23 protein-coding genes are annotated in these 17,209 nt (G+C 34.5%); 4 read left to right on the plus strand and 19 right to left on the minus strand.

Annotation, left to right across the window (positions count from 1 at the left end):
* From WC622_RS05820 to WC622_RS05855, 8 genes are all read right to left on the minus strand, one after another.
* On the minus strand, positions 1–287 hold a 287-nt coding region (locus tag WC622_RS05820; RefSeq protein ID WP_372818183.1), incomplete at its 3' end, for a 50S ribosomal protein L22.
* Positions 288–294: 7 nt separating this feature from the next.
* On the minus strand, positions 295–561 hold the full coding sequence (rpsS, locus tag WC622_RS05825; RefSeq protein WP_055130480.1) for a 30S ribosomal protein S19: 267 nt from the start codon (positions 559–561) through the stop codon (positions 295–297).
* Positions 561–1,385 carry a 50S ribosomal protein L2 gene (gene rplB, locus WC622_RS05830; protein ID WP_372818186.1) on the minus strand — a complete coding sequence of 275 codons (825 nt, stop codon included), beginning with the start codon at positions 1,383–1,385 and terminating at the stop codon, positions 561–563. The genes rpsS and rplB overlap by 1 nt, the downstream gene beginning before the upstream one ends.
* A 23-nt stretch (positions 1,386–1,408) precedes the next feature.
* Positions 1,409–1,699, minus strand: coding sequence for a 50S ribosomal protein L23 (rplW, locus tag WC622_RS05835; RefSeq protein WP_372818188.1), 291 nt, complete (start codon positions 1,697–1,699; stop codon positions 1,409–1,411).
* Position 1,700: 1 nt separating this feature from the next.
* The gene (gene rplD / locus WC622_RS05840) at positions 1,701–2,330 is read right to left on the minus strand and encodes a 50S ribosomal protein L4 (protein ID WP_182923609.1); all 630 of its coding nucleotides are present in this window, start codon (positions 2,328–2,330) and stop codon (positions 1,701–1,703) included.
* A gap of 4 nt (positions 2,331–2,334) precedes the next feature.
* A complete protein-coding gene (gene rplC, locus WC622_RS05845; RefSeq protein ID WP_372818190.1) occupies positions 2,335–2,952 on the minus strand; it encodes a 50S ribosomal protein L3 in 618 nt (205 codons plus the stop codon).
* A gap of 183 nt (positions 2,953–3,135) precedes the next feature.
* Complete coding sequence (locus WC622_RS05850) at positions 3,136–3,531, minus strand: DUF1634 domain-containing protein (protein ID WP_372818192.1); 396 nt, start codon at positions 3,529–3,531, stop codon at positions 3,136–3,138.
* Positions 3,528–4,364, minus strand: a complete 837-nt coding sequence (locus WC622_RS05855; RefSeq protein WP_372818194.1) for a sulfite exporter TauE/SafE family protein — start codon at positions 4,362–4,364, stop codon at positions 3,528–3,530. The genes WC622_RS05850 and WC622_RS05855 overlap by 4 nt, the downstream gene beginning before the upstream one ends.
* A gap of 280 nt (positions 4,365–4,644) precedes the next feature.
* Here WC622_RS05855 and WC622_RS05860 point away from each other — a divergent pair, with 280 nt between their 5' ends.
* Positions 4,645–5,334 carry a hypothetical protein gene (locus WC622_RS05860; RefSeq protein WP_372818196.1) on the plus strand — a complete coding sequence of 230 codons (690 nt, stop codon included), beginning with the start codon at positions 4,645–4,647 and terminating at the stop codon, positions 5,332–5,334.
* A 76-nt stretch (positions 5,335–5,410) separates the two neighbouring features.
* Here the strand turns inward: WC622_RS05860 and rpsJ are convergent, their stop codons facing one another.
* The 4 genes from rpsJ to rpsL form a co-directional block, all read right to left on the minus strand.
* Positions 5,411–5,716, minus strand: coding sequence for a 30S ribosomal protein S10 (rpsJ, locus tag WC622_RS05865; protein WP_008244591.1), 306 nt, complete (start codon positions 5,714–5,716; stop codon positions 5,411–5,413).
* A gap of 122 nt (positions 5,717–5,838) precedes the next feature.
* Positions 5,839–7,953, minus strand: a complete 2,115-nt coding sequence (gene fusA, locus WC622_RS05870) for an elongation factor G (protein WP_372818200.1) — start codon at positions 7,951–7,953, stop codon at positions 5,839–5,841.
* Positions 7,954–8,049: 96 nt separating this feature from the next.
* Positions 8,050–8,517: a 30S ribosomal protein S7 gene (gene rpsG, locus WC622_RS05875; RefSeq protein ID WP_182923598.1), complete on the minus strand. Its 468-nt coding sequence runs from the start codon at positions 8,515–8,517 to the stop codon at positions 8,050–8,052.
* Between the two features lie 16 nt (positions 8,518–8,533).
* Complete coding sequence (gene rpsL, locus WC622_RS05880) at positions 8,534–8,947, minus strand: 30S ribosomal protein S12 (RefSeq protein WP_109926363.1); 414 nt, start codon at positions 8,945–8,947, stop codon at positions 8,534–8,536.
* Between the two features lie 241 nt (positions 8,948–9,188).
* Between rpsL and WC622_RS05885 the strand changes: the two genes are divergently transcribed.
* Positions 9,189–9,815 (plus strand): Pr6Pr family membrane protein, encoded by a 627-nt coding sequence (locus WC622_RS05885; RefSeq protein ID WP_372818203.1) that lies wholly within the window; start codon positions 9,189–9,191, stop codon positions 9,813–9,815.
* 200 nt (positions 9,816–10,015) lie between these two features.
* On the opposite strand, the gene WC622_RS05890 is transcribed toward WC622_RS05885, so the two are convergent.
* Entirely contained in the window at positions 10,016–10,198 is a 183-nt protein-coding gene (locus WC622_RS05890; protein ID WP_372818204.1) for a hypothetical protein, read from the minus strand.
* Between the two features lie 55 nt (positions 10,199–10,253).
* Here WC622_RS05890 and WC622_RS05895 point away from each other — a divergent pair, with 55 nt between their 5' ends.
* Positions 10,254–10,592 (plus strand): MmcQ/YjbR family DNA-binding protein, encoded by a 339-nt coding sequence (locus WC622_RS05895; RefSeq protein WP_372818206.1) that lies wholly within the window; start codon positions 10,254–10,256, stop codon positions 10,590–10,592.
* Between the two features lie 56 nt (positions 10,593–10,648).
* Here WC622_RS05895 and WC622_RS05900 read toward each other — a convergent pair whose 3' ends face one another.
* The 6 genes from WC622_RS05900 to WC622_RS05925 form a co-directional block, all read right to left on the minus strand.
* Complete coding sequence (locus WC622_RS05900; RefSeq protein WP_372818208.1) at positions 10,649–10,849, minus strand: hypothetical protein; 201 nt, start codon at positions 10,847–10,849, stop codon at positions 10,649–10,651.
* 102 nt (positions 10,850–10,951) lie between these two features.
* Positions 10,952–11,686: a ThuA domain-containing protein gene (locus tag WC622_RS05905; protein WP_372818210.1), complete on the minus strand. Its 735-nt coding sequence runs from the start codon at positions 11,684–11,686 to the stop codon at positions 10,952–10,954.
* A gap of 14 nt (positions 11,687–11,700) precedes the next feature.
* The gene (locus WC622_RS05910) at positions 11,701–11,922 is read right to left on the minus strand and encodes a VF530 family DNA-binding protein (RefSeq protein ID WP_372818212.1); all 222 of its coding nucleotides are present in this window, start codon (positions 11,920–11,922) and stop codon (positions 11,701–11,703) included.
* A 90-nt stretch (positions 11,923–12,012) separates the two neighbouring features.
* Positions 12,013–14,268, minus strand: a complete 2,256-nt coding sequence (locus WC622_RS05915) for a M1 family metallopeptidase (RefSeq protein ID WP_372818214.1) — start codon at positions 14,266–14,268, stop codon at positions 12,013–12,015.
* Between the two features lie 105 nt (positions 14,269–14,373).
* On the minus strand, positions 14,374–15,099 hold the full coding sequence (locus tag WC622_RS05920) for a hypothetical protein (protein ID WP_372818216.1): 726 nt from the start codon (positions 15,097–15,099) through the stop codon (positions 14,374–14,376).
* An 84-nt stretch (positions 15,100–15,183) separates the two neighbouring features.
* Complete coding sequence (locus WC622_RS05925) at positions 15,184–15,531, minus strand: Spx/MgsR family RNA polymerase-binding regulatory protein (RefSeq protein WP_372818218.1); 348 nt, start codon at positions 15,529–15,531, stop codon at positions 15,184–15,186.
* Between the two features lie 172 nt (positions 15,532–15,703).
* Here WC622_RS05925 and WC622_RS05930 point away from each other — a divergent pair, with 172 nt between their 5' ends.
* Positions 15,704–17,209, plus strand: coding sequence for a sensor histidine kinase (locus WC622_RS05930; protein WP_372818220.1), 1,506 nt, complete (start codon positions 15,704–15,706; stop codon positions 17,207–17,209).

A 17,209-nucleotide genomic window follows, 5' to 3' on the forward strand; every position in this document is an offset into this window, starting at 1 on the left:
CCACGACCTTGAGGAGCTGGTCTTAATCTTTTTAACTGACGACCACCGCCTACCATTATCGTTTTCACGTATAATTGGTTTTCTTCAGGGCGAGAACCTTCATTTTTAGATTCCCAATTTTTGATTGCTGATAATAAAAGTTTTTCAACTCTTATTGCTGCTTCTTTATTGGTAAATTTCAAAATGCTTAATGCTTTCTCAACACGCTCACCTCTGATTAGATCTACAACCAAACGCATTTTACGTGGTGAGGTTGGACAATTGTTTAATTTCGCTAGTGCTTCCATCTCTTAATTATTTTTTCTTATCAGAGTGACCCCTAAATGTTCTGGTTGGAGCAAATTCTCCTAGTTTGTGACCAACCATGTTTTCTGTTACGTATACCGGAATAAATTTATTTCCGTTGTGTACTGCAAATGTATGACCCACAAAATCTGGTGAGATCATTGATCTGCGAGACCAAGTTTTGATCACAGACTTTTTGCCTGAATCATTCATAGAGACTACTTTTTTCTCTACGTTATGGTCAATATAAGGTCCTTTTTTTATCGAACGAGCCATTATTTCTTCCTTTTCTCTATGATGAAACGATTTGAGTATTTTTTCAGTGTACGGGTTTTGAAGCCTTTAGAGTAAACTCCGTTTCTTGAACGAGGTTGACCTCCTGAAGAGCGACCTTCACCACCACCCATCGGGTGATCTACTGGGTTCATCGCTACTGGACGAGTTCTAGGGCGACGACCTAACCAACGGCTACGTCCTGCTTTACCTAATACTTCATTAGCGTGATCTGAGTTAGAAACTGCACCAATTGTTGCTAAACAGGTAACTAAGATAGATCTTACTTCGCCTGATGGCATTTTAATAGTTGCATATTTACCATCTCTAGCTGCAAGCTGTGCATAAGCACCTGCGCTACGTGCCAATTGAGCACCTTTACCAGGATGAATTTCTAAATTGTGTACAATAGATCCCAAAGGGATATTTGCCAATTTCAAAGTGTTACCTACTTCTGGAGTAGCTTTTTCACCCGAAAGCACTGTCTGTCCTACTTGCAATCCCTCAGGAGCAATAATGTAACGCTTCTCGCCATCTGCGTAATGCAATAATGCAATACGAGCGGTACGGTTTGGATCGTATTCAACAGTAGCTACTGTTGCAGGGATATCAAACTTATCACGTTTAAAATCGATTAAACGGTAAGATTTTTTGTGACCACCGCCCATGTAGCGCATAGTCATCTTTCCTGTATTGTTACGACCTCCCGATTTCTTAGAAGATACAACCAATGATTTTTCGGGCTTGGTTGCTGTAATCTCCGAAAAGCTTGCGCCCACCCTAAAACGGGTTCCCGGAGTGACTGGTTTAAATTTTCTTAAGCCCATAGTTATAAATTATTCAATTCTTATTAAATATTCGCGTAATAATCTATTGTTTCGCCATCTTTCAATGTTACAATAGCTTTTTTATATTTCGGGCTACGTCCCGATACTAAACCACCTTTAGTATTTCTTGATTTCATTTTACCTACAACCACCATAGTGTTTAAGGCAACAATGTTCACTCCATACATTTTTTCGATGGCTGATTTAATCTGCAACTTGTTAGCTCTGTGATCTACTCTGAAAGTAAAACGGTTAGCTTTTTCAGTTAATGCAGAAGCTTTTTCGGTTAATATTGGTTTTTGTAAAATTTCCATATTACTTGGCAAATGCCTCCTCCAATGTTTTAAGCGAATCTGCAGTTAACAAAAGTTTACCAGCGTTTAATACATCATAAGTATTTAACTGATCAGCAGTAGTTACTTTTGCTTTCTGAATATTTCTGCTTGATAAATAGATATTGTTATTTTGTGCAGGTAAAACTAATAACGTTTTCTCTCCAGCTAAATTCAATGCATTAACCAAATTGATATAGTTTTTAGTTTTAATGCTATCAAACGTGAAATCTTCTAATACTACCACGCTATTATCAATCGCTTTATATGATAAAGCTGATTTACGTGCTAATGATTTTAATTTCTTGTTTAATTTAAAACTATAGTCTCTTGGCTGTGGACCAAAAACACGACCACCACCATTGAACAATGGAGATTTAATGCTTCCGGCACGTGCACCGCCAGTACCTTTTTGTTTGTATAATTTACGGGTAGAACCTGCAATTTCGTTACGTTGTTTAGATTTGTGAGTTCCTTGACGTTGATTAGCCAAATACTGTTTTACATCTAAATAAATCGCGTGATCGCTTGGAGTAATTCCAAATACCGACTCAGGAAGTTGCACCTTGGCACCTGTCTCTTTTCCTGTTATGTTTACTACTTTAACTTCCATCTGCTTACTTATCTAAGATTACGTAAGAACCTTTAGCTCCTGGAATGGAACCACTAACTACAACTAGGTTTTGTTCAGCATAAACTTTCAAAACTTGTAAGTTTTGAATTTTCACTCTGTCTCCACCAGTTCTTCCTGCCATACGCATACCTTTAAATACGCGAGCTGGATAAGATGCAGCACCCAATGAACCTGGAGCACGCAATCTGTTATGTTGACCGTGAGTTTGACCACCCACACCACCAAAACCGTGACGTTTTACAACACCTTGAAAACCTTTACCTTTTGAAGTACCAACAACATCAACAAAATCGCCTTCAGCAAAAATATCAACAGTAACTGTATCACCTAAATTAAGTGATGCTTCAAACTGCTCAAATTCTACCAATTTACGTTTTGGAGTTGTGTTTGCTTTCGCAAAGTGGCCTTTTAGAGGCTGGGTAGTGTTTTTTGCTTTGGCTTCATCGTATCCTAGTTGAACTGATACATAACCATCTTTCTCTTCGGTCTTAACTTGTGTTACAACACAAGGTCCAGCTTCGATCACCGTACAAGGAATATTCTTTCCTTCGGCGTCAAAAATGCTGGTCATTCCTACTTTTTTTCCAATAATACCTGACATTTTCTATTTTAAATTTAACACCCATCGAAGCAGTAGGGCTTCGTTCAAGGTGGATATACATTCCCCGCTAAGGGACGGCAAAAATAGGAAAGAATTCTTAATTTTCAAATAGTTAGCTCATTATTTTTTCAAATAATTGAGATTATTTTTCTAAGTGTCAGCACAATAGCTTAAAAAAGGGCTTTAATGTGCTACGTCGAGGTATAAACTGGTGATAATCACACACAATACAATTATACCAATAAGCACATACATGTAATCTTTTTCCATTAAGAAACTAAAAATAGAAAAAACAACTCTAGCTATTGGTGTAAAGATGAGGAGTAAAACTCCAAACTGAATAATGGCAAGTCCATCAAATGTTTTTAAACCCTTAAATATTTCGGCTACTGAAGAAAATTTTGCTTCTTCAGGCTTAAAATCAGTATAAGAAACAGGTTGATGCGTATGATTCATTAAAAAAATTATTCCACCAATTAAAACCACGCTGGTAGAAACTATTACACCTACACGCAAAAGTGTTCCCAAGATAATCTGAACATCTTTATCTCCTAAATAGTGTTTGATCTGTCTACTCATGCTCCCCCAGTTAATCCTTTATAAATCATTTGAAGCGCCAAAAAAGTAACTACAATTGCAAATATCACTTTTAATTTATCTGTTTTAGTTCTAATCAAAATTTTTGCACCAATAGTAGCTCCTGCAATAACCCCAATAGTTACTGGCATCGCTATAGCTGGATCGATTTGTCCCTTATGCAAATAAACCAATGCACTGGCCGATGCTGTTACACCAATCATGAAGTTACTAGTTGTGGTAGAGACCTTAAAAGGTATTTTCATGATATTGTCCATACCTATTACTTTTAGAGCGCCAGAGCCAATCCCTAGCAGACCTGAAAGTGTGCCTGCTATAAACATCATTGCAAAACCACCTACAACATGGTGAACTGCATATTGTTTTAAACCATTTTCGGTTGGATAACTACCATTTAATTTAAAATAATTGGCCAGGATACTTGTTTTTTCATCATTCGAGTGATCTATCTTTTTACGGAGCATCATAAATGCTGAGAATAATAAAATGAACCCAAAAATAACAATGATATAATCTGCTTTAATATAGGTAGCAATAATCACACCTACTATCGCACTTGCAGTAGTTGCGATTTCTAAAAACATACCAATTCTCACATTTGTAATTCCTTCCTTAACATAAGCTGCTGCAGAACCTGAAGATGTTGCGATAACTGAGATGATTGAAGCTCCAATTGCATAATGAATATCAACACCTAAGCCTAAAGTTAATAAAGGTATAATGATTACACCTCCGCCAAGACCAGTTAAAGAACCTAATAATCCCGCAAGGAAAGCGCCAACTAATACAATAATGGTAAAAAGCAATACCGACATGTTGGCAAATATACCCGCCTTACTTCGCTTAACCTAGAATAATTTACATTAAGTAAACTACCAAAAAGATGTGCTTAATAGAGTTTTATGATAGATAATGAATGAAAAAGTGGCTAGATATAGTAACCGTATCATAGGTTAAATTAAGGAATTACTAAAGTGTTATATAGGGAATGAATGAATATTAACCTCTGTTTAAACAGTTATTATCTTTAGAGCCAATTTTCCCTAGACAATATTTTTTCATTATAATTGTTTAATAATCAAGGTTACTATCGCTATGAAACAAAAACTACTATCTATCATCACTGTTTTACTATTGGGATTTTTGTCGTTAAATATATTAGCACAAACTCAAGTTAAAACTCAACCCATTCCAGCGAAGACCAAATCGCTCCCTTCAACAAAAACTTATTATCCTAAAAGGATTGATACTGCAAAGAATACTGATTTTAGTTTAAATGGTCAATATCAGTTTATGCTTTCGCGATCTAAATCTTTATATGGGTCTAAATTGATTAACCCAACAAGATTAAATTCGGTATGGAAAAGTGTAAGTGACACTTTACGTAAGGAACGTGAAGAATTAAAAAACGCGAAAGCTAAAGTTATTGAGCAAGAAAAAACCATTACAAGTTTAAGAGCTGAAATTAGCGGAAAGGAAAATACATTAAACGATACTACTGCTAAAGCTGATGAAATTAGCTTTTTAGGTATTTCATTAACTAAAGGATCTTATAGTATTATAGTTTGGTCTATCATTATACTGTTAGCTATCGCTTTATTTATTGTGATTGCTAGATCAACAAAAAACATTTTAGAAGCCAAACATAGAACCCAGCTTTACGATGAAATTTCTGCTGAATATCAAGCGTATAAAGCAAAATCAAATGAACAACAACGGAAACTAGCTAGGGAACTTCAAGATGAACGCAACATTATTGAAGAAATGAAAAGTCGTGGAAAGTAGATGATTATTTAAAAATAGCTCATAAAAAAAGACCCTTAGAAAATTCTAAGGGTCTTTTTTTAATTCTATAAAATCATTAAACTTTGATTTCTACTTCAACACCGCTAGGTAATTCAAGTTTCATCAATGCATCAACAGTTTTAGAGTTAGAGCTATAAATATCTAAAAGACGTTTATAAGCACACAATTGAAATTGCTCACGTGCTTTTTTGTTTACGTGTGGTGAACGTAAAACAGTGAAGATTTTCTTTTCTGTTGGCAACGGAATTGGCCCGCTAACTACTGCACCCGTAGGTTTTACAGTTTTAACGATTTTCTCAGCAGATTTATCTACCAAGTTATAATCGTAAGATTTTAATTTGATTCTGATTCTTTGGCTCATCTTATTTTTATTTATGATTACCTGTTAGAGCTATTAATAACAAGCGATCGGTTTATTTTTGAGTAGTTAGTATTTAGTAGTTAGACAAATTCATCTAACTACTAAATACCAATATCTATGTACTAGTCTTCAGACTTAACTTTACCTTTTGATTTAGCAATTACCTCATCTTGTACGTTTTTAGGCGCTGCTTCATAATGATCAAATTCCATTGTTGAAGTTGCACGACCAGAAGTGATTGTACGTAACTGAGTTACATAACCAAACATTTCTGATAAAGGCACAGTTGCTTTAATTACTTGAGAACCTGCACGAGTGTCCATACCTAAAAGTTGACCGCGACGACGGTTCATGTCACCGATTACATCACCCATGTTTTCTTCAGGAGTTAAGATTTCGATTTTCATGATTGGCTCCATCAAAGTAGGTTTACATTTTGGCAATGCTTCACGATACGCCATTCTAGCTGCTAATTCAAATGATAATGCATCTGAATCGACTGCGTGGAATGAACCATCAATTAAACGAACTTTCATATCAGGTAGTGGATAACCAGCTAATACACCATTCGCCATTGCAGAAGCAAAACCTTTTTCTACTGAAGGAATAAATTCACGTGGAATTGAACCACCTGTAATTTCGTTTACGAATTGTAAACCACCTTTTTCGTAATCAGCATCAATTGGTGAAATAACAACTTGGATATCTGCAAATTTACCACGACCACCAGATTGTTTTTTATATGTTTCACGGTGTTGAGTTGTACCGAAAATAGCTTCTTTGTAGGCTACTTGTGGCGCACCTTGATTAACCTCTACTTTAAATTCGCGTCTTAAACGGTCAATTAAAATATCTAAGTGAAGCTCACCCATTCCTGAAATAACTGTTTGACCAGTTTCTTCGTCAGTTTGAACTCTAAATGTTGGATCTTCTTCAGCTAATTTACCTAAAGCCATACCTAATTTATCAACATCTGCTTGAGTTTTAGGCTCAATTGCTAAACCAATTACTGGCTCAGGGAAGTTCATTGATTCAAGGATGATTGGGTTTTTCTCTTCGCAAAGTGTATCTCCAGTTTTAATATCTTTAAATCCTACAACCGCAGCAATATCACCAGCACCTACATTAGGAATTGGGTTTTGCTTGTTTGCATGCATTTGAAAAATACGAGAAATACGTTCTTTATTTTCAGAACGAGCATTGTAAACGTAAGAACCAGCTTCTAAGTTACCTGAATAAACACGGATAAAACATAAACGGCCTACGAATGGATCTGTTGCAATTTTAAATGCTAAAGCTGCAAAAGGCTCTTTTTCTGATGGTTTACGCAAAACTTCTAAACCTGTATCTGGATTAGTTCCAATTACACCTTCGCTATCCATTGGTGAAGGCAATAATTCCATCACGTAATCAAGCATAGTTTGTACACCTTTGTTTTTGAAAGATGAACCACAAACCATTGGTACAATTTTAGCATCTAATACAGCTGCACGTAATGCATCTAATATTTCACGCTCAGTAATTGAGTTTGGATCTTCGAAGAATTTCTCCATCAAAGTTTCATCATAATCTGCAACAGATTCTAATAATTTTTCTCTCCACTCAGCAACTTCATCTAACATATCATCAGGAATTGGCACTTCAGTAAAGGTCATACCTTTATCATGCTCATTCCAAACAATACCACGGTTGTTGATCAAGTCAACCACACCTTTAAATGAATCTTCAGCACCGATAGGTAATTGCAATGGAACTGCATTACTACCTAACATATCTTTAACTTGTTTAACAACTTTTAAGAAGTCAGCTCCAGAACGGTCCATTTTATTAACGAAACCAATACGAGCAACGCTATAGTTGTTAGCTACACGCCAGTTAGTTTTAGATTGAGGCTCAACACCATCAACCGCCGAAAACAAAAATACTAACCCATCTAATACACGTAACGAACGGTTTACCTCTACGGTAAAATCCACGTGTCCAGGTGTGTCGATTATGTTGATATGATAATTTTGGTTTCTGTATTTCCAACCAACAGTTGTAGCAGCAGAAGTAATGGTAATACCACGCTCTTGCTCTTGTGCCATCCAGTCCATTGTTGCGGCACCTTCGTGTACCTCACCAATTTTATGACTAACACCAGCATAATAAAGAATACGCTCAGTTGTTGTGGTTTTACCCGCATCAATGTGAGCAGCAATTCCGATATTTCTTGTAAATCTTAAATCTCTTGACATTATTTTTTAAATGATTTCTGCGATTTTTAAATGACTACACCGATTATTAATATTGCAAATAACCGGTGTAGTCTTTATATCTATGTTAACTTTAGATTAAAATCTGAAGTGTGAGAACGCTTTGTTAGCCTCAGCCATTTTATGCGTATCTTCTTTCTTTTTAACTGCTGCACCTTCGCCTTTAGCTGCTGAAACGATTTCACCTGCTAATTTTTCTTTCATGGTTTTTTCACCACGTTTACGAGCGTAAGTGATTAACCATTTCATGCCTAAAGCAATTTTACGGTCTGGTCTTACCTCTGTAGGTACTTGGAAGTTTGCACCACCAACACGACGAGATTTAACCTCTACTGCTGGGCTAATATTTACTAAAGCACGTTTAAATACTTCTAATCCGTTTTCGCTAGTTTTTTTCTCTGCGATTTCAACTGCATCATAAAAAATAGAGTAAGCGATAGATTTTTTACCGTCAAACATCATATTGTTTACAAATCTTGTAACCTGAACATCGTTAAATTTAGGATCAGGAAGAATAATTCTCTTTTTTGGTTTTGATTTTCTCATTTCTGTTTCCTCCTAATTATTTTTTCTTTCCTTTAGTTGGTGCTGCAGCTGCTTGTCCTGGTTTAGGACGCTTAGTACCATATTTACTACGACGTTGGTTACGACCAGCTACACCTGATGTATCTAATGCACCACGAATGATGTGATAACGTACACCTGGTAAATCTTTAACACGACCACCACGAATTAACACGATTGAGTGCTCTTGTAAGTTGTGACCTTCTCCAGGAATATAGGCATTCACCTCTTTTCCATTGGTTAAACGTACACGGGCAACTTTACGCATTGCTGAGTTTGGTTTTTTAGGGGTAGTAGTATATACACGTGTACATACACCTCTTCGCTGTGGACAGCTGTCCAACGCCGGAGACTTACTCTTGAACTCCAGTGCTACTCTACCTTTTCTAACTAATTGTTGAATGGTTGGCATTTCTTGCTTTTTGTTTTTTCTATTTTATTTAAAAACTCCCCTCAATGGCCAGCCTACAACGAGGCCACATTAAGGGACTGCAAAAGTAGGAACTTAATTTGTGATAATCAAGGGCTTGTATAATATTTTTTGAGAAAGATTGCAGATGAGCTATACAAAGTAAATGAATGAGTTAGCTGTTTCTTAATCATATTCGTGTTGTGAAGTATTTCATATATTTATTATTCACTTATAACAATCTATGGAAGTTCTTTCAAAACCGTCGAATAAAAGAAGATTTTGTGAAATAACATTAGCGCTACTCACCTGGTTTGCTGTTATACTTCAGCTTTATCTAACCAATGAAAGTGTTTTTAATTTTATTAGTTATTTTACTATTCAGAGCAACATTTTAATAGCTATTAGTCTTACATTTTCTTTGGCTTTACCTACAACCCTTCTTGGAAGATATTTTTCTGCTATTAAAGTACAATCAGCTATTGCACTTTACATTTTTATAGTTGGCTTAGTCTATAATTTTGTGTTGAGAGGTATTTGGGAACCAAAAGGATGGCAGTTGGTGGTGGATAATTTATTGCATGTTGCCGTTCCAGTTCTATATGTTTTATACTGGCAAATTTTCATCCCCAAAGGCACATTACAATGGAAAGATGGAATAGTTTGGGCTTATTTTCCTTTGGCTTATCTTATTTACTCTTTAATAAGAGGTTATTTTGTAGGTTGGTATCCTTATCCATTTTTAGATGTGAACAGAATAGGCTATCATAAAGTGTTTATCAATTCGGGTTTTATGGTAATTGCTTTTATTATTATAGGCTTATTATTAATTGCATTAAATAAGAGTTTTAAGAAAAAAGATGCTTTTTAAACGGTATTTTGATATTCTCGACCTAAAAGCTTGCACCAACTTCAGGAGATTTTTTTCATCAACAATTATCAGTAGCTATTAATAAAAACATACCCTTTGTTTTGGTCTTGTTAAGGTCTCCTTCGGTACTTTTTCGAGAAAACGGCCTTTTTCTCGAACAAGACCTTAACAAGAGTCGAACAAGACCTAAACAAAGGCATTTACCTTTTAGTTTTAATCACTCTTCCAGTAATGAGATGAAATTCGTAAACTTTATACAAACCATCATCGGTTGTTTCGATTCTTTCTATCAAACTCGTTTTACTAAAACCGTCTGTTACTAAATCGCCAATTTTAATAGCTTGAAGTACTTCGTCAGGTGTTTCATCATTTATCCTAATCATGGCTTAATTTTTCATTGCAAAGTTAACTCTTTAAATTAATACCTAATTTTAAATTATGGTAGCTTTAGAAACAATGCGGGAAATTGCTTTAAGTTTTCCAGAAACTAGTGAACAACCTCATTTCGATAAAATTTCTTTTCGTGTAGGAAAAAAAATATTTGCAACCTATGATGGGAAAAAGAATCAAGCTTGTTTACTGTTATCTCCAATAGATCAGTCCGTTTTTTCAGCATTTGATTCAAGTATTATTTTTCCAGTTCCTAATAAGTGGGGACAAAATGGTGCGACATTATTTAATTTAGATAAAGTCAGAGCTGATTTATTTACAGATGCTTTAACAACTGCTTATTGCAAAGCCGCCCCTAAGAAGCTTTCTGAAAAATATAATTCATAAAAAACTCCCTAGCATATCCATACCAGAGAGTTTTATAAACAAAACTTAATTATAGACTATTTTTTAGTCGCTGCTTTTTTAACAGCTTTTTTTGCTTTTTTAACAGCTTTTTTTGCAGATGAAGTATCTGCTTTTTTCTCAACTTTAGCAGGCTTAACAGTTTTTGCTGTTTGTTTAGCAGGTGCAGTTTGTGCGCTTACTGTGTTTACCGTAAATGCTGCTACTAGGGCGATCATTAGAACTTTAATTGCTTTCATTTTTTTATGATTTAGTGATTGTTATAATTATTTAACACTGCTAAATTCTATATCTAAAATGAAGATTTTGTGAAGTTTGTAAATAAGTTCAAAATCTGCTAATTATTTCATTGCCCATTTCATACCCGCAAGTAAATGCTGTAAAAATAAAGGTTCTGTATAACATTCTTTGGTATGACCAAGTGCGGTATAAAACACTTTTCCTCCTTCAAAGTTATGATACCAACTAATTGGATGATCATTTTTCATAGCACCACCTTTATAAGAAGTTTCATCTACTTTAATTAGTACATTAACTGAAGTATTAAAAGATTTGAAGTTATACCATTCGTCTTTGTGTGGCCAAGGTTGAGGTAAGCCTTTTACTATTTTATTTTTAGATTCAATGATATTCAATTTTGCATCTTGCACTTTTGGATGGCTATCGAAAAACCCACCTACCATTTTACCATACCATTCCCATTCATAATTACAATCAGTTGCGGCATGAATACCCACAAAACCGCCTCCATTATTGATGTATTGTTTTAAGGCAGCTTTTTGTTCATCATTAAAAACATTACTTCCCGTTGGGCTTAAAAACACGAGAGCCTTATATTTTTTCAGATTTTCTGGAGTAAATAATTTAACATCAGTTGTTGTATCTACTGTAAATCTATTTTCTACACCTAGCTTTTGAATAGCAATAATTCCATCAGCTATAGAAGCATGATGATATCCTTTGGTTAAAGAAAAAACAAGAATACTTGTTTTTTTTGCTACTTTTTTCTTTTCGATTTTAAAGCCAAAAAATAGAACGCATAATAAAAACAAGATTATTTTTGATTGGAATTTCATGTTAATTCAGCTAATTAATGGAAGGTATTTAAGTATAGTTTTTCTACTTTTTTTCTCGCCCAATCGGTCTTACGCAAAAATTTAAGGCTCGATTTTAAGGATGGATCATTTTTGAAACAAGCAATCTTAACTAAATTTCCAAGCTCTTCCCAACCATAGTGGAAAAATAATTGCTTTACGATAAATTCGAGCGTTAAACCATGTAGAGGATTATTTTTTTGTTCTTGTAATGCCATTTGAACAAAGATAATAGTTTAAGCTGAAAGCAAAAAAGGTGTAAGGTTTAGTTGCCTAATCCTTACACCTTTTTACAAAATTTTATTGATCTATTTATCTTTTGTTAAAACAAAGCTTTGACCTTGTGCTCCTAACGTAAGTTCATTTTTAACTGTATTAAAATCAAATTCTAAATCATTTGCTTCTTGAACAAATTTAGTACCACTTGAAAAAGTTATTGGGAAAGCTGGGTTTGTTCCTATTTGGGCCATTAATTTACCGTCAGCTTTAGTAATTACAATTTTAACTGGTATATCAGGAGAAGAATAAGTGCCTAAAAACACATCTAAATTAGCTGGTGGAGTAGTTGAAACAGCCGCAGTTCCTTCAGAAGTCCATTTGTTATTATCTGGATTTCCATCTGGCAATACTTTTTCTGGATCCAATGTTACTTCAGTAATTTCTTCAGCTGTAGGGTAACGTACCAACCAAGTTGTATTTTTCATCCAAACATCTACTGGAACTTTAACAATTTCGGTTTTACCACTTTTCGATTTAATTTGTAATATAATCGGCATTGGCATTTTTTCCAAGTTTTTCACTTGAATAGTATAACCTGTTATTTTACCTTCTTTCATTACTGGTTTAACATCTCCTAAACCTTGGTCATTTTTCCAGTTATTTAAGAACCAACTTCTCCAGAACCAAGCTAAATCCTCGCCAGATCCATTTTCCATTGAACGGAAGAAATCAAAAGGAGTTGGGTGTTTAAACGCCCAATTTTTAATGTATTGTCTAAAAGCGTAATCAAAACGATCTTTACCTAAAATCTGATCTCTCAAAATATTTAAGCCCCAACCTGGTTTACTGTATAAGTTAATGCCTATGTTAGCTTCAGCCATTCCATCAGGCATTTGCATGATATTTTCGTAACGTGGATTACCGATATTTGCTTTACCGATACGGTTCATATCTGCTGGACGTTGTTTGTATTCACCGTTGTTAAAGTTCTGAGAAGAAATACCGTTGATGAATGTATTGAAACCTTCATCCATCCAACCGTATTTACGTTCGTTTGAACCAACAATCATTGGAAACCATGAGTGACCGAACTCGTGATCAATTACACCCCAAGCGCCACCTTTTTTAGCAGTCCAACCGCAAAAAACAATACCAGGGTATTCCATACCACCAATATTTGTAGCTACGTTAACTGCCATTGGATATGGGTACTCATACCACATTTTTGAATAATGTTCAATCGTAGATTTAACGTATTCTACACCACGCCCGTAGCTATCTACACCATTGCTTTCTACTGGATGTGCAGAAACAGCTAAACCTTTTCTTCCGCTAGGGAAATTGATACGGGCAGCATCTAACACAAATGCTTTTGAAGAAGCCCAAGCTGCATCACGAGCATTTGTAATTTTAAATTTCCATGTTAATTTATCTTTTGCAGGACGAGATTTAGGATCTAAAACCTCAGCTTCTGAACGAATATGAACTGTCGCATCACTTAATTTAGCTGCATTCCATCTTTTTAATTGCTCTGCCGTAAATACTTCTTGTGGATTTAATAATTCTCCAGAACCCATTACTATATGACTTGCCGGCGCTGTAATTGCATAGGTGATATCACCATATTCGCAATAAAACTCTCCACCCCCCCAATAAGGCAAGGTATTCCATCCTAACACATCATCATACACACACATACGTGGAAACCATTGTGCAATTGCAAAAATTTCTCCGTTTTTTGTAGTTAAATGACCTGTTCTATCCGAACCTTCTTTTGGAAGGATGTAAGAATAATCCATTTTAACAGTGATGATATCGCCATTGGCACCCATTGGCTGATCTAAGCGAATTTGCATACGTGTATCTTCCACAATTGAAGTGAATTTAACAGCTGCTGCTTTTTGTGAAACACTGATATTTTGGATTTTGTAACCCCCATCAAATTTCTCACCTTGTGCGCCATAACGACTACGTGAAGGTGTAATTGCATAACCACGTGAAGTTTCTTTAAATGTATTTTGATCTAATTGCAACCATAAATACGGTAATTTATCAGGGCTGTTGTTTTTGTACGTAAGTGTTACTGTACCACTCACCATGTTTTTGGCTTCATCAAGATTAGCAGTAATGTTGTAATCAACTCTGTTTTGCCAGTACTTAGCACTAGGCGCACCATTTGCCGAGCGGAATTCGTTCCCATTCTGTGTATAGAATAATGGTCCAAATGCATCAGCAGGGACATAGTTTGTTGCGGGTGGAGTTGTTGATTGTTGTGCAAAGCTGGTAAGGCTACACGCACTAATAACCACCGCACATAAAAAGGGTTTAGTTATAAATTTAAGCATGTTAATTGTTTTTTGTGCTAAAGGTAATTTCTAATTGAATAAATTCCAATATATATTCAATATTGTTACTCCCATAATTTATTCAACAAAAATTGAATAAAACAACTAATTAGTAGTCTTATATTTAATTAATGGGGGGAGTTTTCTTTGATCTAGCGGTAATTTTAGCCAAGCATGATATGACTTTACGATATAATAAGAGTAATTAAAAGGTCTATCCGCTTTAACCTGTTCTACAGTTGGACGAAATAAGTCTATAAAATTCTTTATATCTGTTCCTTCAAACTTTACTGCGCTTTTGATAGTTTGTTCGTTAAAATTTTTAGTGATTTCTTCTTGATAGTTCTCTTGCTCTGTCAGTTCTTGAATTTTCAATTGTTCTTTACGCCATTTACCATAACCTAAATTAAGGCGTAAACCTCCTTTTTCTTTTGAATAATCTAGCTGACGTGTTGGAGGTTTGTTATCTGGATTGCCCAGGTTACCCAACATTGGAGACATTTTAGTGGAATTAATATCAACTACATTTAAATTATTTACTTGTACTCGGAGATATATATTTTTAGGAAAGAGGTTAGTTAAATACACGGTATCCGTTTGAAAGCCAGCCATTCCAAAAGAGATTAAATCGCCAATTTTAGCAGTAATTGCAAAATGGCCATCCTTATCTGTTAATACTAAAGCTTTGGTGCTTAGATTTTTTATCGATGCTCCTTCTAAACTAGTTGACCTATTATCATTATCAAAAATATTTCCTGTTAGGATATTATTTTGAGCCCATATTTTAATTGGAGCAATTAGTAATAGTATTAAAATTAACTTTTTAAGCATATTCAAATTTAAAGCTCTTTTACCTTAAGCTTCGCTATTTAACAAAATTTAACAGAATGAAATCAATTTATGAACAGCTGTAAATTATTTTAGTTTTTCTTTATACATATCTTCTGCAAAACCAATTAGAATTGCTTTACCATTTTGCTCTACAATTGGGCGTTTAATGGCACTTGTATTTTGCATTAAATAAACAATTGCATTATCAGCCGAATTAATTGCAGATTGTTCCTCTTTGCTCAATTTTTTAAACGTTAATCCATTTTTATTGATTACTTTCTCCCAACCAAAAGTGTTAAACCACTCCGTTAATTTCTCGGCAGTCACACCTTTCTTTTTAAAATCATGAAATTCAAAATCTTGTTGATTGGCTTTTAACCAATCTTGTGCTTTTTTAACTGTATTGCAATTTGGGATGCCGTATACTATCATTTTTGAGTTATAAATTATGAGCCCTAAGTTATAAGTCTGAGAGCAAAATCATTAACATTTAGTGCAATTCTTACTAAAACTTACAATTTCATCACATTTTTATACTGGTTTATCACATTTTTATAATCGATAGATTTACAGTTCTTAAAATTGCGCTATCAAACTCACAATTATGAAATTAAAAGATCTACAAAAGGGAGAATTTTGGATTGCGACGATATTATATGCATTTGCCATCATCGTTCTCATTTCTAATACAAGTAATAGAAATCATGGTTTTGATTATTATTCTTTTAGAGAAGCAAAAGTTTCTTACTCCTATTTTTCAAATTACTTTGTGCCTGGAATTTTTCGAATTTCTATTATTTATTTCACTTTTTTATTGCTTAATTTCTGCATCATCCCAGCCCTTATTCAAAGAAGGAATGAAATCCTCAATTACACTCTAATTTTAGTTTTTACTGTATTTATTGGGCTAGTTAATGGAGTTTGTACAACCTATACAGATGCATATTTATTGGTTCAATACGATACATTACAACAGGCCTACAACCGCATTTTCTTTAGTAGTTTTAGCTATTCAATCTGGCTAATCATCTTAATATCAGCTTATGCTTGTGGTAAAGGTTTTATCATCTACATGATTGAACACAAGGATAAAAATACTCAAAGCCAATACCAAATGAGGTTAGATATTGGCGTAGGATTAGCATTTTGGTTTGTTGGAATGTTGTTATGGCTAACCACGAGATCTGCGTTTGAAATAATTGTTATTTGGACCTTGGTAATCTTTTCAACCATTGGCATCATCATTTACTCCATCTATTATTTACTTCCTTTTATTTACGCTCAAGGCAAAAAATTTAAATCGTTTTTTTGGCAAGTATTTTTTATCAGCATTCTTTTGGCAGTGCCGATGAGCTTTATTTCAATGTTCTTTTTTTACACCAGACCTGAAGGTGTTTTAGTTGTGTTTTTATTCCATTTACCTACACAATTGATTATTAGTGCGCCATTGGCTTGGTATGTATACAAAAGGCGTTTAGCAAGTAATAACGAATTAACTTCTTTAAGAACTGAGTTAGGAAAATCTGATGCTTCTTTAAGCTTCTTACAATCGCAAATCAATCCACACTTTTTGTTTAATGCATTGAACACGCTATACGGAACAGCTTTACAAGAAAATGCAGAAAGAACAGGCGAAGGAATACAAAAACTAGGTGATATGATGCGCTTTATGTTGCATGAAAACGTACAGGAAAAAATTTCGTTAACACGGGATGTTGATTACCTAGAAAATTACATTTCACTCCAAAAACTAAGAACATCAAGATCCGCTGATATTGTAATTGAAACGCAAATTGATGAGCAATTAAATAATCTACAAATTGCGCCGATGTTGTTAATTCCTTTCGTAGAAAATGCATTTAAACATGGCATCAGTTTACAACAACCCTCTCATATTAAAGTGACCTTACAAACAAAAGAGAATACGCTTTATTTTGATGTTCATAACAGCATTCATATTAAACCAGATAACGATCCAGAAAAGTTAAAAAGTGGTATTGGTTTAGCAAATGTTAAACAACGTTTGGCATTACTTTATCCAGGTAAGCATGAGTTAATTATCCGTGAAAGCGCCAAAGAGTTTTTTATTCATCTAACCATTCAGCTGTAA

Origin of the sequence: Pedobacter sp. (assembly GCF_041662865.1) — a bacterium.
GTDB lineage: Bacteria > Bacteroidota > Bacteroidia > Sphingobacteriales > Sphingobacteriaceae > Pedobacter.